Source organism: Rhizobium sp. BK275, assembly GCF_014193555.1.
Classification (GTDB): domain Bacteria; phylum Pseudomonadota; class Alphaproteobacteria; order Rhizobiales; family Rhizobiaceae; genus Rhizobium.
The window spans coordinates 52315-76305 of record NZ_JACHZL010000011.1; the positions used below are offsets into that span (position 1 = coordinate 52315).

General features: G+C 61.8%; 25 protein-coding genes and 1 riboswitch. Of the genes, 13 read left to right on the forward strand and 12 right to left on the reverse strand.

What is annotated here, in order from left to right:
- The first annotated feature begins 69 nt into the window (after window positions 1–69).
- Window positions 70–1824 (forward strand): Do family serine endopeptidase, encoded by a 1755-nt coding sequence (locus FHT82_RS28230; protein WP_183736017.1) that lies wholly within the window; start codon window positions 70–72, stop codon window positions 1822–1824.
- 78 nt (window positions 1825–1902) lie between these two features.
- Here FHT82_RS28230 and serB read toward each other — a convergent pair whose 3' ends face one another.
- Entirely contained in the window at window positions 1903–2793 is an 891-nt protein-coding gene (gene serB, locus FHT82_RS28235; protein ID WP_183736018.1) for a phosphoserine phosphatase SerB, read from the reverse strand.
- Here serB and miaA point away from each other — a divergent pair.
- Window positions 2792–3688, forward strand: a complete 897-nt coding sequence (miaA, locus tag FHT82_RS28240) for a tRNA (adenosine(37)-N6)-dimethylallyltransferase MiaA (RefSeq protein WP_183736019.1) — start codon at window positions 2792–2794, stop codon at window positions 3686–3688. The genes serB and miaA overlap by 2 nt on opposite strands.
- A 79-nt stretch (window positions 3689–3767) precedes the next feature.
- Window positions 3768–4025 carry a hypothetical protein gene (locus FHT82_RS28245; protein WP_007817811.1) on the forward strand — a complete coding sequence of 86 codons (258 nt, stop codon included), beginning with the start codon at window positions 3768–3770 and terminating at the stop codon, window positions 4023–4025.
- Between the two features lie 7 nt (window positions 4026–4032).
- On the opposite strand, the gene FHT82_RS28250 is transcribed toward FHT82_RS28245, so the two are convergent.
- Window positions 4033–6063, reverse strand: a complete 2031-nt coding sequence (locus FHT82_RS28250) for an ATP-binding protein (protein WP_183736020.1) — start codon at window positions 6061–6063, stop codon at window positions 4033–4035.
- 340 nt (window positions 6064–6403) lie between these two features.
- Between FHT82_RS28250 and FHT82_RS28255 the strand changes: the two genes are divergently transcribed.
- Together FHT82_RS28255 and ilvN are read left to right on the forward strand one after the other, a co-directional pair.
- Window positions 6404–8197: an acetolactate synthase 3 large subunit gene (locus FHT82_RS28255; protein WP_183736021.1), complete on the forward strand. Its 1794-nt coding sequence runs from the start codon at window positions 6404–6406 to the stop codon at window positions 8195–8197.
- Between the two features lie 24 nt (window positions 8198–8221).
- Window positions 8222–8794 (forward strand): acetolactate synthase small subunit, encoded by a 573-nt coding sequence (ilvN, locus tag FHT82_RS28260; protein ID WP_183736022.1) that lies wholly within the window; start codon window positions 8222–8224, stop codon window positions 8792–8794.
- 85 nt (window positions 8795–8879) lie between these two features.
- Here ilvN and FHT82_RS28265 read toward each other — a convergent pair whose 3' ends face one another.
- Together FHT82_RS28265 and FHT82_RS28270 are read right to left on the reverse strand one after the other, a co-directional pair.
- Window positions 8880–9353, reverse strand: a complete 474-nt coding sequence (locus FHT82_RS28265) for a hypothetical protein (RefSeq protein WP_183736023.1) — start codon at window positions 9351–9353, stop codon at window positions 8880–8882.
- 79 nt (window positions 9354–9432) lie between these two features.
- Complete coding sequence (locus FHT82_RS28270; RefSeq protein WP_183736024.1) at window positions 9433–10278, reverse strand: aldo/keto reductase; 846 nt, start codon at window positions 10276–10278, stop codon at window positions 9433–9435.
- Window positions 10279–10429: 151 nt separating this feature from the next.
- Here FHT82_RS28270 and FHT82_RS28275 point away from each other — a divergent pair, with 151 nt between their 5' ends.
- Complete coding sequence (locus FHT82_RS28275) at window positions 10430–11023, forward strand: LysE family translocator (protein ID WP_183736025.1); 594 nt, start codon at window positions 10430–10432, stop codon at window positions 11021–11023.
- Here FHT82_RS28275 and FHT82_RS28280 read toward each other — a convergent pair.
- The 3 genes from FHT82_RS28280 to FHT82_RS28290 form a co-directional block, all read right to left on the reverse strand.
- Window positions 11015–11485 carry a DUF2269 domain-containing protein gene (locus tag FHT82_RS28280; RefSeq protein ID WP_183736026.1) on the reverse strand — a complete coding sequence of 157 codons (471 nt, stop codon included), beginning with the start codon at window positions 11483–11485 and terminating at the stop codon, window positions 11015–11017. The two genes, FHT82_RS28275 and FHT82_RS28280, sit on opposite strands and share 9 nt — an antisense overlap.
- Window positions 11485–12768, reverse strand: a complete 1284-nt coding sequence (locus tag FHT82_RS28285; protein WP_183736027.1) for an SDR family oxidoreductase — start codon at window positions 12766–12768, stop codon at window positions 11485–11487. Before FHT82_RS28285 ends, FHT82_RS28280 begins: the two co-directional genes overlap by 1 nt.
- Window positions 12769–12867: 99 nt before the next feature.
- On the reverse strand, window positions 12868–13629 hold the full coding sequence (locus tag FHT82_RS28290; protein WP_246698248.1) for a hypothetical protein: 762 nt from the start codon (window positions 13627–13629) through the stop codon (window positions 12868–12870).
- Window positions 13630–13814: 185 nt separating this feature from the next.
- Between FHT82_RS28290 and nthA the strand changes: the two genes are divergently transcribed.
- The 3 genes from nthA to FHT82_RS28305 are packed head-to-tail and all read left to right on the forward strand — an operon-like array spanning window position 13815 to window position 15479.
- Window positions 13815–14465 (forward strand): nitrile hydratase subunit alpha, encoded by a 651-nt coding sequence (gene nthA, locus FHT82_RS28295; protein ID WP_183736028.1) that lies wholly within the window; start codon window positions 13815–13817, stop codon window positions 14463–14465.
- On the forward strand, window positions 14462–15121 hold the full coding sequence (nthB, locus tag FHT82_RS28300) for a nitrile hydratase subunit beta (RefSeq protein WP_183736029.1): 660 nt from the start codon (window positions 14462–14464) through the stop codon (window positions 15119–15121). Before nthA ends, nthB begins: the two co-directional genes overlap by 4 nt.
- Entirely contained in the window at window positions 15108–15479 is a 372-nt protein-coding gene (locus FHT82_RS28305) for a nitrile hydratase accessory protein (protein ID WP_183736030.1), read from the forward strand. The genes nthB and FHT82_RS28305 overlap by 14 nt, the downstream gene beginning before the upstream one ends.
- Window positions 15480–15499: 20 nt before the next feature.
- On the opposite strand, the gene FHT82_RS28310 is transcribed toward FHT82_RS28305, so the two are convergent.
- From FHT82_RS28310 to FHT82_RS28320, 3 genes are read right to left on the reverse strand one after another with little or no spacing between them, the layout of a single operon-like run.
- Complete coding sequence (locus FHT82_RS28310; protein WP_183736031.1) at window positions 15500–16282, reverse strand: anti-sigma factor; 783 nt, start codon at window positions 16280–16282, stop codon at window positions 15500–15502.
- The gene (locus FHT82_RS28315; protein WP_183736032.1) at window positions 16279–16794 is read right to left on the reverse strand and encodes an RNA polymerase sigma factor; all 516 of its coding nucleotides are present in this window, start codon (window positions 16792–16794) and stop codon (window positions 16279–16281) included. Before FHT82_RS28315 ends, FHT82_RS28310 begins: the two co-directional genes overlap by 4 nt.
- A gap of 10 nt (window positions 16795–16804) precedes the next feature.
- A complete protein-coding gene (locus tag FHT82_RS28320; RefSeq protein WP_183736033.1) occupies window positions 16805–17185 on the reverse strand; it encodes a hypothetical protein in 381 nt (126 codons plus the stop codon).
- 186 nt (window positions 17186–17371) lie between these two features.
- Window positions 17372–17452, forward strand: a riboswitch (ZMP/ZTP riboswitch).
- Between the two features lie 21 nt (window positions 17453–17473).
- On the opposite strand from FHT82_RS28320, the gene FHT82_RS28325 reads away from it, so the two are divergent.
- The 3 genes from FHT82_RS28325 to FHT82_RS28335 all read left to right on the forward strand — a co-directional run bounded on the left by FHT82_RS28325 (window position 17474) and on the right by FHT82_RS28335 (window position 20967).
- Window positions 17474–18775 (forward strand): Mur ligase family protein, encoded by a 1302-nt coding sequence (locus FHT82_RS28325; protein ID WP_348647673.1) that lies wholly within the window; start codon window positions 17474–17476, stop codon window positions 18773–18775.
- Between the two features lie 207 nt (window positions 18776–18982).
- On the forward strand, window positions 18983–19714 hold the full coding sequence (locus tag FHT82_RS28330; RefSeq protein ID WP_246698252.1) for an alpha/beta hydrolase: 732 nt from the start codon (window positions 18983–18985) through the stop codon (window positions 19712–19714).
- Window positions 19715–19839: 125 nt separating this feature from the next.
- Window positions 19840–20967 carry an ATP-dependent RecD-like DNA helicase gene (locus FHT82_RS28335; protein WP_183736035.1) on the forward strand — a complete coding sequence of 376 codons (1128 nt, stop codon included), beginning with the start codon at window positions 19840–19842 and terminating at the stop codon, window positions 20965–20967.
- Window positions 20968–21066: 99 nt separating this feature from the next.
- Here the strand turns inward: FHT82_RS28335 and FHT82_RS28340 are convergent, their stop codons facing one another.
- A complete protein-coding gene (locus FHT82_RS28340) occupies window positions 21067–21759 on the reverse strand; it encodes a MerR family transcriptional regulator (protein WP_183736036.1) in 693 nt (230 codons plus the stop codon).
- Between the two features lie 447 nt (window positions 21760–22206).
- Here FHT82_RS28340 and FHT82_RS28345 point away from each other — a divergent pair, with 447 nt between their 5' ends.
- Window positions 22207–22959, forward strand: coding sequence for a pyridoxine 5'-phosphate synthase (locus tag FHT82_RS28345; protein WP_183736037.1), 753 nt, complete (start codon window positions 22207–22209; stop codon window positions 22957–22959).
- 49 nt (window positions 22960–23008) lie between these two features.
- On the opposite strand, the gene FHT82_RS28350 is transcribed toward FHT82_RS28345, so the two are convergent.
- Window positions 23009–23890, reverse strand: a complete 882-nt coding sequence (locus tag FHT82_RS28350) for an SDR family oxidoreductase (protein ID WP_183736038.1) — start codon at window positions 23888–23890, stop codon at window positions 23009–23011.
- Between the last annotated feature and the right edge of the window lie 101 nt (window positions 23891–23991).

Here is a 23991-nt window from a genome sequence, read left to right on the forward strand (position 1 = left end):
TTTCGCCCTCCATCATTCCGCCTTATGCTGGTGATGTATGTGCGCCTTTATCCCAGACGAGGAAGCTTGATGGCCCCCACGAATCGCTCGCCCTTCAGACGAACGCTCGCGCTTTTGGCCGGCACTGCCCTTCTGGCAAATGTCGGTGCTGGCGGTGTTGCGCATGCGCAAACCGCCCCGGCGCCCGTTGCACCTGAACAGGCAGCACCTGCGGCACCTCGGCCCGCATCGTCACCCGTCTCACCGGCTGCAGTCGCACCCGCCGCTCCGCCCATGCAGATGACGGCTCCGGGCAATGGTCCGGCTTCCGTCGCGGATCTCGCCGAAGGGTTGCTCGATGCCGTAGTCAATATCTCGACCTCGCAGAATGTGAAGGGTGACGAGGGTGCCGGTCCCGCACCGCGTGCGCCTGACGGCTCGCCCTTCCAGGAATTCTTCAACGACTTCTTCAACAAGCAGCAGGGCAACCGCGGCCCCAACCACAATGTCAGCTCGCTCGGTTCCGGCTTCGTCATCGATCCCACCGGCTATATCGTCACGAACAACCACGTGATCGAGGGGGCCGACGACATCGAGGTCAATTTCGCCAACGGCTCCAAGCTCAAGGCCAAGCTGATCGGCACCGATACCAAGACTGACCTTTCGGTGCTCAAGGTCGAGCCGAAGCAGCCGCTGAAATTCGTCAAGTTCGGTGATTCCAGCACGATGCGTATCGGCGATTGGGTCATGGCGATCGGCAACCCGTTCGGCTTCGGCGGATCGGTGACGGTCGGCATCATTTCGGGCCGCGGCCGCAACATCAATGCCGGCCCCTACGACAATTTCATCCAGACGGATGCGGCGATCAACAAGGGCAATTCCGGCGGCCCGCTCTTCAACATGAAGGGTGAAGTGATTGGCATCAACACCGCGATCATTTCTCCCTCGGGCGGCTCGATCGGTATCGGTTTCTCCGTGCCGTCGGAGCTTGCATCGGGCGTGGTCGAGCAGCTTCGCGAGTATGGTGAGACGCGCCGCGGCTGGCTCGGTGTGCGCATCCAGCCGGTCACCGACGAAGTGGCCGACAGCCTCGGCCTCGATAGCGCCAGAGGCGCGCTGGTCGCCGGCATCATCAAAGGCGGACCTGTCGATGACGGTTCGATCAAGGCCGGTGACGTCATCCTGAAATTCGACGGCAAGGCTGTCGCCGAGATGCGCGACCTGCCGCGCGTGGTGGCCGAAAGCCCTGTCGGCAAAGAGGTCGATGTCCTCGTGCTGCGCGACGGCAAGGAGCAGACCGTCAAGGTGACGCTCGGCCGTCTCGAAGACAGCGACCAAGCGGCTGCCGCCGGCGACAATTCGAGTGATGACGGTGTCATCAATCCCGATCCCGGCGAGAACAACGACATGGATGAACCGGATCAGGATGGCGATCAGGGGCAGACCGCACCTGACGGCCAGGATCCGCACCAGCAGGATCAAGGGCAAGACCAAAAGAGCCCGGATCAAAAGGGGCAGGATCAGGCAACACCCGGCCAGGCTACCCCAGAGCATGTGCTCGGTCTTTCGCTCTCGCTGCTCAGCCCCGAAACCCGCAAGGCCTTCGGCATTGCCGAAAGCGTCGATGGTGTCGTCGTGACCGAGGTTGCACCCGGTTCGGCCGCTGCGGAGAAGGGTTTGAAGCCCGGCGATGTTATCGTCGAGGTGGCACAGGAATTCATGAAGTCGCCGGATGCAGTTGCCACCAAGGTGCAGACGCTGAAGCAGGAAGGCCGACGCAATGCGCAGATGATGGTCGCTGCGGCGAATGGTGATCTGCGGTTTGTTGCAGTGCCGATGGAGTGAGGGCTGTCGGCCTGCACAGGCCAGAAAAATAAAAGGAGTGGTGGCCGCTCCTTTTTCGTTTCAACAGTGCCTCATGGCTCACACCGTCACGAAATCAGTCTTCCGGTAGCCCTGGACATAAAGCAGCGCCGTCAGGTCGCCGTGGTTGATCTGGATGTCGGCTTCGGCAGCGACCGCGGGTTTGGCGTGCAGGGCGACGCCGGAGCCGGCGAGGTGCAGCATGCCGAGGTCGTTGGCGCCGTCGCCGACGGCGATGGCGTCTTCGGGGGAAATGCCGAGGCGGGCGGCGATGTCGTTGAGGGCGTCGACCTTGGCCTGCTTGCCGAGAATGGGTTCAGCGACGTGACCGGAGAGGAGGCCGCCTTCCTCAAGCAGGATATTGGCGCGGTTTTCGTCGAAGCCGATGACGGCAGCGATGCGGCTCGTGAAGACCGTGAAGCCGCCGGAGACGAGGGCGGTATAGTAGCCTTTCGACTTCATGGTGGCGATGAGTTCGGGGCCGCCGGGTGTCAGGGTGATCCGCTTGGCGATCACGTCGTCGACGACCGAGATCGGCAGACCTTTCAGGAGGGCGACGCGTTCCCGCAGCGCCGGCTCGAAGGCGATCTCGCCGTTCATGGCGCGGGCGGTGATGGCGGCAACCTTTTCCTTGAGGCCGACTTCGGCGGCGAGTTCGTCGATGCATTCCTGGCCAATCATGGTCGAATCCATATCGGCGATCAGCAGCTTCTTGCGGCGGGTTTCCTGTTCCTGGATGACGAGATCGATCGGGGCGCTGGCGATGACGGCGAGCAGATTGGCCTTGGCCGCTTCGCCGTCCGCACCGTCGGCGAGCACGATATCGCAGGCAATACCGTCGGCCAGCCAGTAGAGCCCGGATGCCTTGACGGCCTCGGCCGCACGTTCGGCTATGGCAGGCGAAAGAACGGGGTTTGACGGATTGGCAACAAGCGTGGCAACGAGGGCCATGATGGAAAACCTTCTGAGCTCTGTGAACGCGATCCTGATAACCGGGCCGACTGCCAGCGGCAAGTCCGCACTGGCCGTGGAACTGGCCAAACAGCATGGCGGCGTGGTGATCAATGCCGACAGCATGCAGGTCTATGACACGCTGCGGGTGCTGACGGCGCGACCGTCCGAGGAGGATATGGGAGGCGTACCGCATCACCTTTACGGCCATGTGCCGGCGGGGGCGACTTATTCGACCGGCGCGTGGCTGCGGGATGTGGCGGCGCTCTTGCCGAGCATCCGTGCAGAGGGAAAGCTGCCGGTCTTCGTCGGCGGCACTGGGCTTTATTTCAAGGCGCTGACGGGCGGGTTATCGGAAATGCCCGTCATTCCCGAGAAGATAAGGCAGCGGCTGCGCGCCCGGCTTCTGGAGGAGGGATCGGAGGGCCTGTATGCGGAACTTGCGAAGGTTGATCCCGCCATGGCCGAGAGCCTGAACGTACAGGACGGGCAGAGGATCGTGCGGGCGCTTGAGGTTTTCGAGGCGACGGGCCAGTCGATCGCGGAATTCCAGGGGCAGGCGGGGCCTGTCGTCGTCGATCCGCACACGGCACGCAAGATCGTCGTGCTGCCGGATCGCGCCGTGCTGCATCAGCGGATCAACGGACGTTTCGAGAAAATGCTGGAGCAGGGGGCAGAAGACGAGGTGAGGGCGCTACTCGCGCTTGATCTTCCCCCGGAAATGCCTGTTGTGAAGGCAATCGGCGTGTCGCAGATTGCGGCGATGCTGCGCGGCGAGATGAACCGCGCCGAGGTGATCGAGCGCGGGGCGGCGGCCACGCGGCAATATGCCAAGCGGCAGATGACCTGGTTTCGCAATCAGATGGATGAAAGCTGGGAGCGGCTTTCGCCTTAGCGCCAAAGCGACTCATGCTTTGCGCCCGCAAACAGCTAGAATGATCTTCGAATCATGACCAATGGAGCTATGGGCCGGCATGAACAATTTTCTCGCAAAGACGCTTTCTTCGATCAACGCCTTGATCGCCATCGTCATCCTCGCCTTTTCCACGCTTTCGGGTGCGACCGCTGCTGCGGCGCAGGGCGGATCGGGCATGTTCATCGTCGGAGCAATTTTGGGCGCCATCGGCGGCATCGTGGTTGCGGCGCTGATCTGCGGCACCATCGCCTTTCTGGCCCTGATCGAGCGGCATCTCTCCGAAATCGCAGCGGCGACGCGCCAGCCGCGTTCGTAAGGCGCACTCAGTCCTTATTGTTGAGGCTGCTCAGCGGCTTCTTCAGGATGCTATCGCGCAGCGACATGCCGCCCTCGCGGCGTGGCGGGGACGTCTGTTCGCCGAAGGCCGGCTTTGGCTGCTCGTCGCGGCGCATTTCGCGGCGCAGTGCTTCCAGGCGCGCGTCGATGGAGGTCTGCGGCGAGAGCGGCGGGGGCTCAGGATGCGGCGCGCGGCTCTGCGGCAGCAGGGCGGGGCGATAGGGTTCGAGCGGCGCCTCTGCCGATGGAGCGGCATAGGGTTGATCGGCGGCTTCATCGGCGAAGTCGTCTTCCGGCTCGTAACTGTCTGCCATCGCTGCACTGTAGCTCTGCTGGAAGGTGGAGATATCGGGGCCTGCTGTGATCGCCCGCATGCGGGTAACGATGCGGCGCAGGTCGACCGTATCGGGATCTTCCTCGGCATGTTTGCTGGTGGCGCTGTGGGCCTTCGGCAGCAGGTTTTCATCGACGCGCAGGAAGCGCATGCGCATCGGCACCCGGATCGCTTCGCCGAAGGCGATTGCTTCTCCGTTGCCGATCGAGGAGATGAAGCTCGTCGTCGAGATCGAGGAGTTGGGAATGGCCGAGCGGATGATTTCCTGGTCGCGATCGTTGGCAAGGCGCATGGCAAACAGCGTCGAACACTGCGACAGGATCGTCTGGTCGAGTTCGCCGGGGCGCTGGGTGATGATGCCGAGCGAGACGCCGTATTTGCGGCCTTCCTTGGCAATGCGGGCGATGGCCTGGCGGGTCGGAACGAAGCCGAGGTTCGGATCCGACGGGATATAGCGGTGGGCCTCTTCACAGACGACCAGCATATGAATGGCGCCTTCGCTCCAGAGCGCGATTTCGAAGGCCATGCGGCAGAGCACCGAAGCGACGGAGTTGACGACTTCGGAGGGGATGCCGGCGAGCTGGAAGGTGCAGATCGGCCTGTTGTCGCCGGGAATGCGGAAGATCTGCGCGATCGTCTCCGTGATCGTGTCGCTGATCGTATTGCTGGAGAACATGAAGTGATAGCGCGGATCGTTGATCGCGGCGATGATGCGCATCTTCAGCGAGCGCAGGAACGGCTTTTCAGCGCGGCCTTCCAGCCTGCCGATGCGCTCATCGATAAGGGCGAGCAGATCGGCGATGCGGTAGGGCACCGGTGTATCGGCCGTGATCGAACTCTTTTCTGTCTGGCGGCGCACCAGCGAACTGTCGCTGCCGCGGAAGGCGCGTTTGGCTTCCGGCAGGATGTCGCGCAGCATGTCGAGCTCTTCCGGCACCGGCGGGCGACCGCGGAAGACGACCTCGGCGAATTCTTCGAGCCGCATCAGCCAGAAGGGCAGATCGAGCGTATCCGTATCGATGGTGACGGCGTGCTTGGGAAAAGCCGCGGCAAATTCGTTGTGCGGATCGAGGATGAGCACGCGCAGCTTCGGATCGGCCTCGATCGCCTTGTGCAACAGCAGCGAGACGGCGGTCGACTTGCCGACGCCGGTCGAGCCGACGACGGCGAAATGTTTCGACAGCATCGAGGGGACATGGATTGCCGCGTCGATGCTTTCATCCTGCGTGAGATTGCCGATGACGGCGGTGGCGCCCTTGCCGGCATCATAGATGCGCATGAGGTCGGCGGCGCGGATGCGGTGGGCGATGGCGCCGAGATAGGGGTAGCGCGAGATGCCGGTCGAGAATTCCTCGCGGCCATCGTCCTCGACGCGGACTTCGCCGAGCAGTTCCGTCTCGATGCGGAAGATATTGTCCTGGCCTTCGCCCCAGCCCTGGTTGCCGGTATTCATGGAATAGACGAGGGCGACGACGCGGTTCCTGCCGACGCTGATCGAAATCAGCCGGCCGACGGACCATAATTCCGTGAGATCGGTGCCGCCAGATTCTGCCACGGCGGCGATGGTGGCGCGCGATCCGCTGCATGCAACGACACGCCCGAGAAACCGATTTCCCGGTGCGAGGCTGTCGCGGCGATCCTGCTCGCCTGCTTTGCCTGTCGTCATCATGTCGTTGTTGAGCAAAGGGTTACTCCCTGCATTAACGGACAGGATATAACCGATCCTTTAACAAATCCTTCAGCCGCAGAATTGGACGGCCCATCGGACGGTGGGGCGGTTGACGGGCTTCCGATTTTTTATTGCGGAATGCGTTGACGCTGCGAAATTTTCTGTCTATCACTTCCGCCCATGACAATTTCGAACGTTCTTATCGTGGTGGGAAAGCGCATGGGCAGGATGGTGTAACCATCCGGCGATAGCCACCCATGCGCTAGACGAAGGCTCCTCGGGGGCCTTTTTTTATGCCCGAAATCAGGGTTTCCGACCACAAACTCAAATCCTCAGCATCAAACGGAACAGACACATGGCGAGCACGGACAATCAGGCGGACAGCAATCGGATGACGGGAGCGGAAATCGTTCTGCGTGCGCTGAAGGATAATGGCGTCGAGCACATCTTCGGCTATCCCGGCGGTGCCGTTCTGCCGATCTATGACGAGATCTTCCAGCAGGAGGAGGTCAAGCACATCCTCGTTCGCCATGAGCAGGGGGCCGGCCATGCGGCCGAAGGTTATGCCCGCTCGACCGGCAAGGTCGGCGTCATGCTGGTGACCTCTGGTCCCGGTGCCACCAATGCGGTTACGCCGCTGCAGGATGCGCTGATGGATTCCATTCCGCTCGTCTGCCTGACGGGGCAGGTTCCGACCTCGCTCATCGGTTCGGACGCCTTTCAGGAATGCGATACCGTCGGCATCACGCGCCCCTGCACCAAGCACAACTGGCTGGTCAAGGATGTCAACGAGCTCGCCGCCGTCATCCATGAAGCCTTCCGGATTGCGCAGTCGGGCCGTCCTGGCCCCGTCGTTGTCGATATCCCGAAGGATGTTCAGTTCGCCACAGGCACCTACACGCCGCCGGCCGATCACGCGATCCAGAAGAGCTACCAGCCGAAGATCCAGGGCGACCTAAACCAGATCCATGCAGCAATCGAAATGATGGCGAATGCCCGGCGGCCGATCTTCTATACCGGTGGTGGCGTCATCAATTCCGGTCCGGAAGCCTCCCGCATGCTGCGCGAGCTGGTCGAGCTCACAGATTTCCCGATCACCTCGACGCTGATGGGTCTCGGCGCCTATCCGGCATCCGGCAAGAACTGGCTGAAGATGCTCGGCATGCACGGCTCCTACGAGGCCAACATGGCGATGCATGATTGCGACGTCATGGTCTGCATCGGCGCCCGCTTCGACGACCGGATCACCGGCCGCCTGAACGCCTTCTCGCCGAACTCGAAGAAGATCCATATCGATATCGACCCGTCTTCGATCAACAAGAACGTTCGCGTCGATCTCGGCATCCGCGGCGATGTCGGCCATATCCTGGAAGATATGATCCGCCTGTGGCGGGCGCTGCCGAAGAAGCCGGAAAAGAACCGTCTCGATGCATGGTGGGGCGATATCGCCCGCTGGCGCGCGCGCAATTCCTTCGCCTATACTAGGAGCAGCGACGTTATCATGCCGCAATATGCGCTGGAGCGTCTCTTTGCCCTGACAAAGGACCGCGACACCTACATCACGACGGAAGTCGGCCAGCACCAGATGTGGGCGGCCCAGTTCTTCGGCTTCGAACAGCCGAACCGCTGGATGACCTCGGGGGGGCTCGGCACGATGGGTTACGGCCTGCCGGCAGCGCTCGGCGTGCAGATCGCCCATCCGGAAAGCCTCGTCATCGACATTGCCGGCGATGCCTCGATCCAGATGTGCATCCAGGAAATGTCGGCGGCGATCCAGCACAATGCGCCGATCAAGATCTTCATCATGAACAACCAGTACATGGGCATGGTGCGCCAGTGGCAGCAGCTCCTGCACGGGAACCGGCTGTCCAACTCCTACACGGAGGCGATGCCCGACTTCGTGAAGCTCGCCGAAGCCTATGGCGCGGTCGGCCTGCGCTGTGAAAAGCCTGACGATCTCGATGCGACCATCCAGGAGATGATCGACGTCAAGAAGCCCGTCATCTTCGATTGCCGCGTCGCCAATCTCGCCAACTGCTTCCCGATGATCCCCTCGGGCAAGGCTCATAACGAAATGTTGCTGCCGGACGAAGCCACGGACGAAGCGGTCGCCAATGCGATCGACGCCAAGGGCCGTCAGCTCGTATAACAATCAGGTAGGAAACCCAGGATCATGAACGCACACCTTCAACCGACCGGCTCTGCCTACTTCATCTCGCCGGAAACGGCAGCCGTCGAGAGCCATACGCTCTCGGTGCTCGTCGATAACGAGCCGGGCGTGCTCGCCCGCGTCATCGGCCTGTTTTCCGGTCGCGGCTACAATATCGAAAGCCTCACGGTTTCGGAGACGGAGCATGCGGCGCACCTGTCGCGCATTACCGTCGTCACCCGCGGCACGCCGCAGGTGCTGGAGCAGATTAAGGCGCAACTCGAGCGCATCGTGCCGGTGCACCGGGTAGTAGACCTGACGGTACGTGCCCGCGAACTCGGCCAGGACCGGCCGATCGAGCGGGAAGTGGCGTTGCTCAAGGTGATCGGCAATGGCGAGACGCGTGCCGAAACGCTGCGCCTTGCCGACGCCTTCCACGCCAAGGTGGTGGATGCGACGGTCGACCACTTCATTCTGGAGATTACCGGCAAGTCCTCGAAGATCGACCAGTTCATCGCGATCATGAAGCCGCTCGGCCTCATCGAAGTCTGCCGCACCGGCATTGCGGCGATGAACCGCGGCGCGCAGGGCATGTAAAGAGACATCCCGGGTATGTAAGGATTATGGCCCGGGCAGGTGATCACTCTTGTGTATGCGGGCGTCGATCTGTCAGACGCCCGCACTATCTGCGATCATTGATTTTCAACAATTCTGGTGCTGTCGACCGGTAGCTGATTGTCAGCTTTCCGAAGCGCGATGCGCTTCGCATTTCCAGTCCATTGGGCGCCTTCCCACGGCGAATATCGAAGGATGTTGGTGCCGCACCGAACCGGATGTAGCTCTTGCCGTTATCAAAAAAACATTCGGCTGGAGAACAGTCGATTGAGACTGTGTTGGAAAAGCCTTCATCCTCCTCAATGTGTATCTTGATCTGCATTTCGTCGTTGTCGCTGCGATAGATCACGCAATCCCGAGATCGCTCGCATCTGGTTTCCGCAGAGATTTTCGCGCCTCCTTCAGGAAGCAATATGTACCTGACCCTAAGCGCCTCATGCGTCAGGCCTTCGGCGAAGGTGACGTCGGGAACGAAACTGATCAGCATTGCGATACCGACCAGGAAATGACGGGAGAGCCGGAAACTTCGGTTGATGTTCATCCGCGGCGACCACAATCAGTGTTGAGGGCGATCGCTGGTTTGTTTCAGCTTTATGGCGAAATTCATGCCGCCACTGGCGCTAGAGCATCTCCAACGGCGTTTTCTTCGCCGGGGGCGGGAAGACCTCGTCGAGGGCTTCCCAGTCCTCGTCGGTAATGTCGAGGGAGACACAGCCGCGGTTTTCGCGGGCGCGCTCGATGTTCGACGTCTTGGGGATGACGAAGACACCGTCGCGTTCCAGCAGGAAAGCGAGCGCCAGTTGCGCCGGGGTCGCCTGATAGGCCTTGGCGATATGGATCAGGTCGGGATGGTGCAGGATGCGGCCCTGTTCGATCGGCGAATAGGCCATGATCGGGATGTTGCGGCCCTGGCACCAGGGCAGGAGATCGTATTCGATGCCGCGGCGGGCGAGATTGTAGAGAACCTGATTGGCGGCGACATTCTGCCCGCCGGGCACAGAGAACAATTCCTGCATGTCGTCGGTATCGAAATTGGAGACGCCCCAGGCGCGGATCTTGCCGGCGGCTTTCAGCGTCTCGAAGGCTTCGACAGTCTCGGTGAGCGGATAGTTGCCGCGCCAGTGCAGGAGATAAAGGTCGATGCGGTCGGTGCCGAGGCGCTCGAGGCTGCCTTCGCAGGCGGTGATCGTGCCGGTGCGACTGGCATTCCAGGGATAGACCTTGCTGACGATGAAGGTTTCGTCACGGCGGCCCTTGATTGCCTGTCCGACGATTTCTTCGGCGCCGCCGTCGCCGTACATTTCGGCGGTATCGATCATCGTCATGCCGAGATCGAGGCCGGCCTGGAGGCTTGCGATCTCTTGCTTCGCATGGCCGGCATCCTCGCCCATGCCCCAGGTGCCCTGGCCGAGCGCGGGGACTTCGGTGCCGTCGGGGAAGGTGATGGTGGGGATGGGGTCGTCCATGGCAGTTCTGGTCCTACAAGTGCTCAGCAGACTATCAGGTAATCCTGTCACCATGACAACAATGTTATGGCCGCTGTGGTTTAGGGCAGTTATGCTGACCTAAATCCAATAGACCGCCGCATCATCGACAAGCGCGGTGTGGGGAGGTTTCATGCCGCTGGATACGTTTCTGGCACTGCTGCTTTTTGCCTTTACGACCTCGATCACGCCGGGGCCGAACAACATGATGCTCTTCACCTCGGGTGTGAACTTCGGCTTCCGCCGCACGATCCCGCATATGCTGGGCATCGGGGCGGGTTTCCTGTCTCTGCTGCTCGGCGTGGGGTTGGGGCTCGGCGCGCTGCTGCATACGGTGCCGGCGGTTTATATCGCGCTGAAATTTGCCGGCGGGGCCTATCTCGTCTGGATCGCCTGGAAGATCGCGACCTCGCGCTCCCTCAGCGAAGGCAAGAGCGGGGTGAAGCCCATGTCCTTTCTCGGCGCTACAGCTTTCCAGTGGGTCAATCCGAAGGCCTGGGTCATGGCGGTGACGGCCATGGCGACCTACACCAACCCGCAGCTCTATATGATCAGCGTGCTGCTCGTCGGCCTCGCCTTTGCGGCGGTCAACGTGCCCTCCGTTTCTACCTGGGCAGGCTTCGGCTCGGCGCTGCGTGAGTGGCTGTCCGACCCGGCGAGGCTCAAATGGTTCAATATCACGATGGCGGTGCTGCTCGTGCTCAGCCTCTGGCCGATGCTAAAATAGCGTCGGCTTGATCAGCATCAACAAGAGAATGCCTGTTACCGCGAAGAAGGCCGGGAAGCCGAAGGCGAACCAGATGCGGTAGAGGCTGAAATAGGCCGGCGGCAGGGCCGTGCCCGCGGCGGCGGCGGTGCGCGCCAGATTGCGCAGCCGGATCTGGATCCAGACGACCGGCAGCCAGAAGATGCCGGTCACGACATAGAGCAACAGCGACAGCACAATCCAGCTTTCCGTCAGGTCCCAGCCGATGATGCGGGCGAGAAGATAGCCTGTCACCGGCTGGAGGATGGCGGCTGTCGCCGTAAAGATCGTATCGGCGACGACGACAGTGCCGGCGACGTGTGCGATCAGCGCGGGTTCGCGGGTGCGGTGGGCCATCACCATGAAGAAGGCGATGCCGGCACCGGTGCCGAAGAGCACGGTTGCGCCGACCACATGGGCAAGAAGCAGCAGCTCGGCGAGCATCAGCGTTCATCCAGAATGGCAAGGGCTGCCAGCGCCAGCAGCAGGGACGGCAGCACCTTGACGAGCGGGCCGAGCGGATCGAGCCAGAGGGCGGGCTTCAGCACCGTGCCGCCCAGGAGATAGACGAGCGAGACGGCGAGCATGCCGATGATGGCGCGGCGAGCAAAGGGTCGGAAGAGCACAGCGGCGCCGAGCGCCATATCGATCAGACAGGTTGTCATCGTCAACGCCATCGCGGCACTCAAGGGCATCAAGGGCAGGAAGTGGGCGCTCGCCTGGCTCGGAGCCAGAAGCGGGATCAGGCCAGAGAGAAGCCAAAAGAGCGACAGGCCGGCAATGATGGGCGCCTTCAGCAGATAGAGGCGAGCGAACCACAAGTCCTGAACGCCCGAGGGATTGGCGGCGAGCGTTGCGGCGGCCGAGAGTGCGGGAAGGCCTGACGGCGTCCGGCGGTTCATGCTGACACCTTCGGACATGACGGTCATGGCGGTGGAGCGCAGCGGCGAGCGCCAGCCGAGATGGCCGGCGATATCGGCAAGCCATGTGACCGGCCTTGCCAGCGCCGGTGGGACGGAAAGGACCGGAGCATCCGGCAGGCCGAGCCAAGCGCGGTGCAGCCTGACGAGATCAGCGAGCGTGTGCCGCTCTTCGGCGGCCAGTTCGATATCGCTGCCGGAGGGCAGCGTTCCGGAGATTGCGGCTGAGACTGCGGCGGCGACATCTTCGGCGGCGACGGTTTCGACTGGGCTATCGGCATGGATGAGCGGCAGGGCAAGCGGGAAGGATGAGAGTGCGCGCAGAAGTGCGGTGCCGCCATGGGCGTTGCGGCCGAGCACGAGGGACGGACGGACGATGACGTAAGGCAGGCCGGATGCCGCAAGCGCCATATCGGCGGCGCGCTTGGTGGCGAGGAAGGGCAGGTCGCTGCCGGCGCCATCCGTTCGGGCGGAGATCTGGACGATGAGCGTCACGCCGGCCGGTTTCGCCGCTTGCTGAAGCGCGATCATTGCGCGTTGCTGGGTGGCTGCGAGATTGTCTGAAAGACCGTCCTGGAGGGCGCCGGCACTGTTGACGACCACGTGCTGGCCTTCCAGCACGGAGGCCCAGTCGGCCACATTGGTCATCTTCTCCAGGTTGGCCAGGATCCAGCGGATAGCGGGCTGGCGAACCCGCGCCCGGTCGGGATTGCGGGCAAGCCCAGTCACTGCGTAGCCGTCCGCAAGCAACCGTGCTGCGATCGCCGAGCCGATGAAGCCTGTGGCACCGAGAATCAGGATGTTCATAGTGAGAGACTACCGAAAAACGGCATATCGAGCAGGGGGCGGCCATATAACGCCCGCGTATCGCTTGCAAGAAACGGTCTTGCTTTCATGCCCGATAGCTCACGCGATAAGGCGGGGATCGAGTTTCGCCATGGGAATAGCGCATTCGGTGACGATCCGCGCCGCCAGAGACGGGTCGAGCGGCGGCCTGACGTGGAAGAAGGCAAGTTCCAACGCCAGGCCGATCGCGAAAGGTCGCCTGCTGATAGGCACGAGATTTCGATCGAGAGCATCGGCCAACTTCGGCCACAGGCGGCGAACGTAGGCAAGGGGCGTATCGCCTGGCCGGTGCTCATCCATCAATCGCGGTATTCCGAACTGCGCATGTCCGATGGTTGAAACCACGTAACGAAGCGTTTCCGTCGCCATTTCTTGCGGGATCACAGCACCGGACCTTCTTGCCGCGCCGTATGTCAGGTTGAGCAGGGCATCATGGCTGTCCAGAAGGAAGGCGTTCGGCAGATTGCCGGTATAATAGCGGGAGCCATCCTCCGTTTCCATGGCGATGAGATCGGCGTCGTCACTGAGCTGTCCGGCGGAAGCAATATCAAAGGCGGTGAGGACGCACGAAAAACCGCCAACCGATCCCAGGGCTGCAAACAGGTCGATCGAATGAACGTTGCCGTCCGTCGCCATTTCCTGAAGCAGGTGATTGAGGAGTGCGCTTGCAACCAGCCCCGGGCTCTGCACGGTATCTTCGATCTCACGCCAGCGCGGATCGGCAGATGCCGAGCCGTCCGCAAGGCTCTCCATCTCCTCACGCGGAGGGGCGGACGGAGGCACGGGCGATCTGGTCGTGCGGCCGAATGTCGGAACTTTCATGTGTGCAATGGTGAGATGAAGCCATTAACGTTTGGTTAGGATGACAGCGAAAAATAAGGAGTTGCTTAATTAGCCTCTTCTTCAACCCTGCCGATGGCATTTATTGCGGCAATTCTTGACGAGAAATACGCTTGGCGGTCCTCCGATCGGCGCATAAGATCGAGCGCTCTACCTTGGGGAGCGCCATGCGGCACAGAGACGACCACGCAGATCATGACCACGATCACCATGATCATCACCACGACAACCACTATTCGGATATGCAGGCGCGCGTGAAAGCGCTGGAGACGCTGCTGACGGAGAAAGGGCTCATCGATCCGGCGGCAATCGATGCGATTGTCGAAACTTATGAGACGAAGGTCGGGCCGCGCAATGGCGCGCGTGTCGTTGCGAAGGCTTGGAGCGATCCGGACTTTGCCGAATGGCTGAAGCGAGACGCGACGGCGGCGATTGCCAGCCTCGGTTATACCGGCCGGCAGGGCGAGCATATGCGTGCCGTCTTCAATACGGCTGACACGCACAATCTCATCGTCTGCACGCTCTGCTCGTGCTATCCGTGGTCGGTGCTCGGCCTGCCGCCGGTTTGGTACAAGGCACCGGCCTATCGCTCGCGTGCCGTCATCGATCCGCGCGGCGTGCTGGCAGAATTCGGGGTGACGCTGCCTGAGAGCAAGAAGGTTCGCGTCTGGGATTCGACGGCGGAGCTGCGCTACCTCGTCATTCCCGAGCGGCCAGAAGGCACCGAGGGTCTGGACGAGGAGGCGCTTGCCGATCTCGTCAGCCGCGATGCGATGATCGGAACGGCGATAGCTGGCAGGCCGGAGGTCACCCCATGAACGGTCCACACGATCTCGGCGGGCAGATGGGCTTCGGGCCTGTCGCGCCTGAAGTGAACGAGCCCTATTTCCATGCCGAATGGGAGAAGCGGGCGCTCGGCATCACGCTTTCCTGCGGCGCTTTCGGCGCCTGGACGATCGACGAGAGTCGTCATGCGCGCGAGAACATTCCGCCGGCCGATTATCTGGCGGCGAGCTATTACGAGATCTGGATCCGCGGCGTAGACATGCTGCTGGAGCGTCACGGCTTTGCAAGCCACGAGGAGCTGCTGTCTGGCCACAAGCAGCACGACGGCACGGTGCCGAAGCGGGTGCTGAAAGCGGATATGGTGGTTGGCGTGCTCGCCAAAGGCGCTCCCTGCGACCGGCCAGTCGAGACTGCGCCGCTCTTCGTCGTCGGCGAGCGAGTGAAGACGAAGAATTTCAATCCCACGACCCATACGCGGCTGCCGCGTTACGCGCGCGCCAAGATGGGTGTCGTCGAGGCGGTGCAGGGCTCTTTCGTCTTTCCCGATGACAATGCCCATGGCAAAGGCGAGAATCCGCAGTGGCTCTATACCGTCGTCTTCGACGGAGCCGAGATCTGGGGCGAGGGTGCCGATCCGTCGCTGACGGTGTCGATCGATGCATGGGAGAGCTATCTTGAGCACGTGTGAGATGCCGTCCGAACTGGCGCAATTGCCCGGCCTGCCGAAGTCACTGCAGGGTGATCCTGCCTTTCCCGAGCCCTGGGCGGCGGAAGCCTTCGCCATGACCGTGCATCTGCATGAGAAGGGGCTGTTTACCTGGAGCGAATGGGCCGAGACCCTGTCGCGGGAATTGCACAGGCACGGCCGGGCCGAGGATGGCAGCGATTATTTCGACTGCTGGGTGGCGGCACTTTCCGATCTGCTCGTCAGCTGTGGCGTGGCGGATGCTGACGCGATCCTCGACCTGCAGGGGAGCTGGCAGCGCGCGGCGGAGGCGACGCCGCACGGCAAGCCGATCGAGCTTGCCAACGATCCCTTGCGCTGAGTTTTATTACGGTTCCCGCTTCACGATGGAAACTGCCGGTAACATTCCTCGGCGACCTTGCGCAGCATGTCGCGGGAGATTTCGCCGGTGACCGCATAGCCGAGTTCGCCGTCGATCCAGTAGAAGGTCTCGACATCTTTTGCGGAGGCGAAGCGGAAGCTCGTCGTCCTGTTTTCCTTGTTGCGGCCGACGATGACGGTCAGGCGTTCGCCGCCCTGATCCTCATACATGAACATGGCGCCCGGTCTTCCATCGACCGGCAGCAGGCGGCCGCCGACGAGGTGGAAGCCGAGGGATTTGAGGTCTGGCACCTTGAGGTCGGGGATCGCCAGCCGTTTGCCGAGCCAGGTCGCCAGATGCGCCTCCTCATTGGCAAAGACTTCGACCGGGTGGCGCACTTCGCTCGCATAGACGAGGAAGGCGGTTTCGGCCTGTTTCGGCAGGGTTTCGGATTCGGCAAGCTGTAGCGGCGGGCGTTCGAAGAGCGGCGGGATGAAGCGGTCGCTGAGCGCGCCGAGCGCAAAGAGCGCGACGGCGGCAGCCGCGAGTGCGGAGCGCATCTTCCAGGGGGAGGCGGGCTCTGCCGGTGTCACCAGCTGGAGATCGGTGTCGCGGCTCTTATCGTAGCCTGCAAACAGGGATTTGATGCCGGCATTCTGCGTCCGCCAGCCGGCGACCATGGCGGCTTCATCGGGGTTTTCGGCGAGATAGGCTTCCACGCGGGCACGGGCTGCCTCCGGCAATTGCCCATCGGCGTAAGCGTGCAGGTCCGCTTCGGTCACGGTGGGATTGGTCTCGTTCATTTCGGTCTCCGAAGCGTAATCACGTTGTCGGCTTTCATATGCTCGCCCATGCGCTGGCGTGCGCGCGACAGGCGCGACATGACGGTGCCGATCGGGATGTCCAGCATGGTTGCCACTTCGCTGTAGCTGTAGCCCTCGATGACGACGAGCATCAGCACGGCGCGGTATTCCTCCGACAGGCTGTCGAGGGCCTGTTCCAGCCGCAGGCGCTCCAGCGGATCGGCCTGAGCTTCGGGATTGGCCATTTCCTCAGCAGCATCGAGATCGACCAGCCGGTCGCGGGGGCCTGCGCGGCGGGTGTTGCGATAGAGGTTGGTCATCGTCGTCAGAACCCAGCCGCGCAGGTTGATGCCGCGCCACTGGCCGCGCCGGGCCAGAACCTTTTCCACGCAATCCTGAAGCAGATCCTCGCCTTCGGCATCCGAGCGGGTGAGGCTGCGGGAATAGCGGCGAAGGGAGGGGAGGAGGGCCAGGATCTGGCCCTCGAACGTGTCGGGTGGGGGCGTCTTCACACTTGCCTCATCAGGGCTTTGCGAGGTCCCAGACACCGCCGACGCCGTCGCCGGTGATGTCGCCGGACTTCATGTCCTTCACCCAATAATAGAGCGGCATGCCGTCCTTGGCCCACTGCTTCTTTCCATCCTTGCGTTCGACGAGCGAGTATGCACCATCGGCCTTGGCGTCGGAAGCGGCGAGGAAGGGCGGCCAGTTGGTGGCGCACTTGTCGTAGCAGTTCGAGACGCCCTTTTCGTCCTTCTTGTAGGTGTAGAGCGTCATGCCCTTTTCGCCGGCAAGAACCTTACCCTTGGCCGATTCGACTGACGTGACGGCGGGGGCGGCGAAGGCTGCGGTGGCGGTGGCAGCGACGAGCGCCAGCACGGACAGGAATTTCACGGACTTCATAGTCTCTCTCCTCGGGTTAGGCACGCATTCTTGCGTTACCGGACATGAGACACGGCAGGCTGCCGATTTATTCCCGCTTTCTTTTTCCCGATCCGCAGCTCCCGTTGAAAGCCACATGGGGTCGCGGCGGAGCGGTTTCGATGACGCTTCGAAGGCTAGGCAGGGTCTCGGAATATGCTAGTGTCGGCCCGCCTGCGTGACTGGCGAGACAGATGGAGAACCATCGGGAAGCGCAGGTTGTCGATGCCGCTCGCCTGGGCACAAAATGAATCCTTGTAGCCGTGTACCATGCCCATGCAGAACCAGAATCCTCGCCTTATCGAAGCCCTTTCGCAACTTGATCAGCTCACCAACTGGGAACAGCGTCCGCGCGGCGAAATGCGCGTCGGACTGGAGCCGATCATTGATCTCTCCGCCCGTCTCGGCAATCCGCACCACGCCTTCCGCTCGATCCATGTGGCGGGCACCAAGGGCAAGAGCTCGACCTCGGCGCTGCTCGAAGCGGGGCTGCGCCATGCCGGCATTTCCGTCGGGCGTTATGCGTCGCCGCATGTGGAGCACATTTCCGAGCGTGTCAGCATCAACAGCCGGCCGGTTGAGGAGGCTGTGCTGGCCGAGGCGCTCTTCCTGGCGCTCGATGCCTTGCGCGCTGCAAGGACGGAAGGGACAGCGGCAGAGGCTGCGACATGGTTCGATATGCTGACGGCGGCCGGCTTCCTGATCTTCCGGGATGCGGGCGTAAAATGGGCCGTGGTCGAGACGGGTCTCGGCGGGAGGCTGGATTCCACCAATATCGTTGCGAGCGACGTTTCCATCATCACCAATATCGGCCTCGAACATACGGAGATATTGGGCAAGACGCGCGCCGCCATCGCCTTCGAAAAGGCCGGCATCATCAAGCCGCATTCGACGGTGGTGACACCGGTTGAGGCCGACGATGAGGCGGGCGCGGTCATTGCCAAGCGCGCTGTCGAAATCGAAGCGCGGCTTATCCGGCCGGATTTTTCCGGGCTGAAGACGATTGCCGAGCGCAATGTCGCCGTTGCAGGTGCCGCACTCGACGTGCTGGGCGAACTCGGCGTGGAGGCGCAGGATGGCCGGAAGGTCGGCGGATGGCTGATCGACAAGGCGGCCGAGCAGGAATCACAATTGCCGGGTCGGTTGGAGCATTTCGTCGTGCCCGTCGCGGGCAGGGGCGTTTCCGTCGCGCTCGACGGGGCGCATGTGCCCTTCAATCTCGAAGCTGTGCTGGACGATCTCTTCGGCATGGAGGGGTTTGCCGGACCGGGTATCGCGGTCGTTGCGATTGCGGCGGATAAGGATGCCGCCGGGCTCCTCGAAGTGATGGGCGGTTACGGTGTCTCGCCGATCTTCACGTCGGTTTCGGACCGTTTTCGTTCGCCTGCCGAACTGCGAGAGCTTGCCGACACGATCGGCCTTGCCAGCGAAGTGATCGACGATCCGCAGAAGGCTTACGAGAAGGCGCTCGAGCGGGCTGCCGGCACCGGCGCCTGGGTGATCCTCACGGGGTCGCTTTATCTCGTTGGGGTTCTACGTGAGCGGATCATTCGGGAAGCCGCGAAAAGCTAGCGGCGCGAAATAGGGCCGATTGCGATCATCCTCGGTCGGCTTGCGATCCTGAAATTTCAGTCTCACGGAAGAGTGAAGCCTTCGTGCGTTCTATTTCTATTGCGCACAATTAAATTGTGCATTATTGATTTTAGCGTTGGCATTCGAAAGGAACACAACATGCGTAATTTTCTGAAGATTGCACTGGTTGCCAGTGCGCTAGCCGCGATGGCTTCTCCTTCGTTTTCGGCAGATGCGAAGCCGACGGTGGTTCTGGTGCATGGCGCTTTTGCCGATGCGTCGAGCTGGAACGGCGTCATCGAAAAGCTCGAAAAGGATGGCTACTCGGTGGTCGCTGCTGCCAATCCGCTTCGCGGGGTTAAGTCTGATGGCGATTATATCAGGCGCGTCGTTGCGGGCATCAAAACCCCTGTCGTACTCGTCGGCCATTCCTATGGCGGCTCTGTGATAACAGAGGCTGCGTCTTCGTCAACAAACGTGAAATCGCTGGTCTACGTCGCCGCTTTCGCACCCGATAGCGGTGAAACGGCGGCGGCGCTCTCGGGCAAATTTCCGGGCGGCACGCTGGCAACCGCGCTTGCCGAGCCCGTTGCGCTCGATGGCGGCGTCAAGGATCTTTATATCGATCAGGCCAAGTTCCATGATCAGTTTGCAGCCGACGTGCCGGAAGACGAGGCCAAGCTGATGGCGGCGACGCAGCGCCCGATCACCGACGCCGCGCTTAACGAGGCAAGCGACAAGGCAGCCTGGAAGACGATCCCGGCCTATTTCGTCTATGGCGATGCAGATAAGAACATTCCGGCAAAGGCTCTGCAGTGGATGGCCGACCGCGCGCATTCGAAGGATACCGTCGTGGTATCGGGCGCATCCCATGTCGTGATGGTCTCACATCCCGACAAGGTCGCAAAGCTGATCGAAGAGGCGGCTTCGAGCAAGTAAGCGATGATGCTGCTCATTGGAGCCAGCGCGAATAAAGCGTGCCGGAGATTTTCGCTCCGGCACGTCTGCGTTTGAGGTGAATTTCCGCCTTGCCTACGCGATGCGAATCCTGCCAAGTCGCTTCCATGCAATTCGCCCCTCAACAGGATGAAGCTCTGAAGGCCGTTTCGAACTGGCTGAAGGAAGGTAGGTCTCCGCTCTTCCGTCTGTTCGGCTATGCCGGAACGGGCAAGACGACGCTTGCCAAGCATTTTGCCGAGCATGTCGATGGCGATGTTCTGTTTGCCGCCTTCACCGGCAAGGCGGCGCAGGTGCTGCGCTCGCGCGGGGCATCGAATGCCAAGACCATCCATTCGCTGATCTACCGGCCGCGCGGCGAGGAAGAGGTGGAGGACGAGGAAACCGGCAAGACCTCGATCGCGCCGATGTTTTCCATCAACCGCCAGAGCCCGGTCGCCAAGGCGGCGTTGATCATCGTCGACGAGTGCTCGATGGTGGACGAGGCGCTCGGCAAGGACCTGATGAGCTTCGGCACGCCGATCCTGGTGCTCGGCGATCCCGGCCAGCTGCCGCCGGTGTCGGGCGGCGGCTATTTCACCAATCAGGAGCCGGATTATCTGCTGACGGATATCCACCGGCAGGCACGCGACAACCCGATCATCAAGCTTGCCATGCAGGTGCGTGAGGGCAACGAGATCATGTATGGCGACTATGGCACGGCGCAGGTGATCTCGAAGAACGAGGTGACGCAGCCGCTGGTCATGGATGCCGATCAGGTGCTCGTCGGCACCAACAAGACGCGGCGACGCTATAATCAGCGCCTGCGGGAACTCAAAGGTTTTACGACCGAACATCCGCAGACCGGCGACAAGCTGGTCTGCCTGCGCAACGACCCGGCCAAGGGCCTGCTCAACGGCTCGCTCTGGCAGGTCATGACCTCGTCCAAGGAAACGACGAAGCCCGGCATCAACCTGCTGGTCCGCCCTGAAGACGACGACATGGATCGGGGGGCTGCGAAGATCAAGCTCCTGAAGCAGGCCTTCGAGAATGTGGAAGGCGAGATTCCCTGGAACACGCGCAAACGCTATGACGAGTTCGACTACGGCTATGCGCTGACGGTGCATAAGGCGCAGGGTTCGCAGTGGAACAATGTCGTGCTGTTCGACGAAAGCTGGGCCTTCCGCGACACGCGCGAGCGCTGGCTCTATACGGCGATCACACGCGCGGCAGAGACGCTTACGATCGTCCGCTGAAGGTTGGCGTCCGCTAGGGATTGGCGTCGGCTGACGGGCCTTGCCGAGAATAATGTTCACGCGCAGGAAAGCGGTGGCGGCCGCTGACGGAGATGGGAATCAGGCCTGCACAACGCCGAGGAGAACCGCCTTGGCGATGGCCTGGAAGCGGTTGTTGGCGTGGAATTTCAGAATGATATCGGCTTCGAGCGCGCGTGCTTCCTCATGCTTGAGGTCGAGAGCGCGGGCGATGCGCGGCGTCGAATATCCCTCGGCCATCAGCTCCAGGCACTGGCGTTCCTGATCGGTCAGGCTTGCCGGATCCCTGTTGTCGTTGATCGGTGGCAGGTCGAGGCTGCTGTCGTAATCGAGAAGGTCGCTCACCTGCTGCAGTTGTCGATGCAAAGTCGACATCTCGGCCGTCAGCTCGCGCCTGCGCTGGGAAAGGGCCTCGTGGAAGATCGACTCGGCCTCTTCCTGCGAGGCCGCGCCGCGCAAAACATCCATCAATTCCTGGATGACGGCGATCGGCATGCCGGTTTCGCGGCAGGCGGTGATGACTGCCATGCGCATGACGTCATCCTGATCGTAAACGCGCATCAGGCCGATGCGGTTTGCGGAAATCAGGCCCTTTTCTTCGTAGAAATGCAATGTCCTGTGCGTGACGCCGAAAGCGTTCGCCATGTCGGCGATCGGAACGGGACCGTGTGGGAGATCCGGCGGCAAAGCGGCCGAAGGCAGGAACCGGTATTTCGACCGGGCCTCCGAAGCGATACCGGCGGCAGCAAACAAACGCTTGGAACCGTCTGGCATGAACCCTCCTGGGGCAGATAGTTGCACCTCATGCGGCTTTGCCAGTTGCTTCCGGAGCGCGGCGAGCGGGGTTTTCCTCTAGCGTTCTTATCGTTGGAAGAAGCAGGACTCGGCGTACTTACTCGTTACGCGACGTCCACATTAGGCGCGGACGTGTTCTTTTGTAAGTGCTAAAAATAACCGTTTTTAAATGGGATAGCAATGTTGCGGCATCTCAATCCGCCTCTTGCTTGACGTGTGGTATGATGAAACCACACTGTTCGCCGTCGTTGACCAATGATCTTCGAAGGGAACGAGAATTACTGTTTTTCGGTCCGCCCTGACTTCAATCATCGTGGCGCGCAGCCATCAAGGCCAGGCATGAATGCATGCGTGAATCTCATTGGCCTTCGCGGGCCGCTTGGCTTAAAAGCAGGGCCAGTTTTTCAAGCGCTGATGGATCTCGCCATGCCCGCCAAACTTTCCGTGAACCTCAATGCCATCGCCATGCTGCGCAACCGGCGCGATCTGCCCTGGCCAAGCGTGGAAGGGCTCGGGCGCATCGCGCTTGCCGCCGGCGCTTCGGGGCTGACCGTGCATCCGCGGCCGGACCAGCGGCATATCCGCTTTTCCGACCTTCCGGTCATCCGCAATCTGATCGACGACGAATTTCCGGAAGCCGAATTCAATATCGAAGGTTATCCGACCGAGGAATTCCTGGAGCTTTGTGCTGGTGCTGCGCCGGAGCAGGTGACGCTGGTGCCTGACGATCCCTCGCAGGCGACCTCCGACCATGGCTGGGATTTCCGCAAGCATCAGGCGTTTCTCACCGATGTCGTGGCGCGGCTGAAAAAGATGGGATGTCGCGTTTCACTGTTTGCCGACGGCGATGGCGACGCGGAGGCGGTGAAAGCCGCGAAGGCGACGGGCGCCGATCGAATCGAGCTTTACACCGGTCCCTATGGCGGCTGCTACGATGCGCCGGAGCGGGTAGGGCCGATTCTCGAGGGGCTCGGCCAGACGGCGGATGCGGCGATAGCGCTCGGCCTTGCCGTCAATGGCGGCCATGACCTGACAGTGGCAAACCTGCCCGCGCTGGTGAAGCGCATTCCTGCTCTCGCCGAAGTTTCGATCGGTCACGGGCTGACGGCGGATGCGCTGGAATATGGCATGGCGGAAACGGTGCGCCGTTTCTGCCGGGCCTGCGGCCAGAAGATCTGAAAGGAGAGGCCCGCCCTCGGTGGACGCGAGGGCGAGCCTTGAGGCCGGCTCAGGCGGTGAGAGCGGCCTTGTTGGCGACGAAATAGTCCTTGAGCGGCTGTGGCTCCTTGCCCGTCAGCTTGGTGAAATCGTCGGTGACGATGTCGAACTTGCCGGCGCGGATCGTGGCGTCGGCAGAAACCAGCATGTCGGCGACGAAGCCCGGCAGGCCGGCGCCGCGGATGCCCTGGCCGAGCTGTTCGTCGGTCACATCAACGACATCAAGCGGTTTGCCGGTGGCCTCGGTAACGAGGGTGGCGATTTCCTTTGATGTCAGCGACTGCTTGCCGGTCAGCGTGTAGGTGCCGGTGCTTCCGGCGGCGAGGACCGAAGCGATGGCGAGTGCGCAGTCGTCACGCGAGATGGTCGAGATCTTGCCGTCGCCGGCCGAAGTGAACCATTTTCCGGTCTGCAGATTGTGCGGCATGCCGTGCAGATAGTTGTCGTGATACCAGGCGTCGCGGACAATCGCGTAGGGGATACCGCTTTCCTTGATGGCGTTTTCGGTGCCGAGATGATCGGGCGCGAAGGTGACGAGCGAATTATCAGGGGCGGGCATGGAGGTGTAGCTGATGTGCTTCACACCGGCCTTTACGGCAGCGGCGACAGCAGCCTTGTGCTGGGTCAGGCGCTTGCCCGGCGTGTCGAGGGCGTCAGTGCTGATGATCAGCAGACGGTCGACACCGGCGAAAGCGGCTTCGAGGCTGGCGGCATCATCGAAATCTGCCTTGCGGGTTACGACACCCGTGGCGGCGAGGGTCGCGAGCTTTTCCGGGCTGCGGGTCGCGGCGACGATATTGGCCGGAGCGACCTTATAGCTTTCGACCAGATGATGGATGACACGCTGGCCGAGTTGGCCTGCAGCGCCGGTGACGAGAATGGTTTCGCTCATGATGTCCTCTAGTGGTTTGACAGGTGGTCTCAAAAAGAGAGTAACACTAGAATAGGAATTGACCTGAGGCTGTAAAGAAGGCAGTTTTTCGGGAGTTCGTT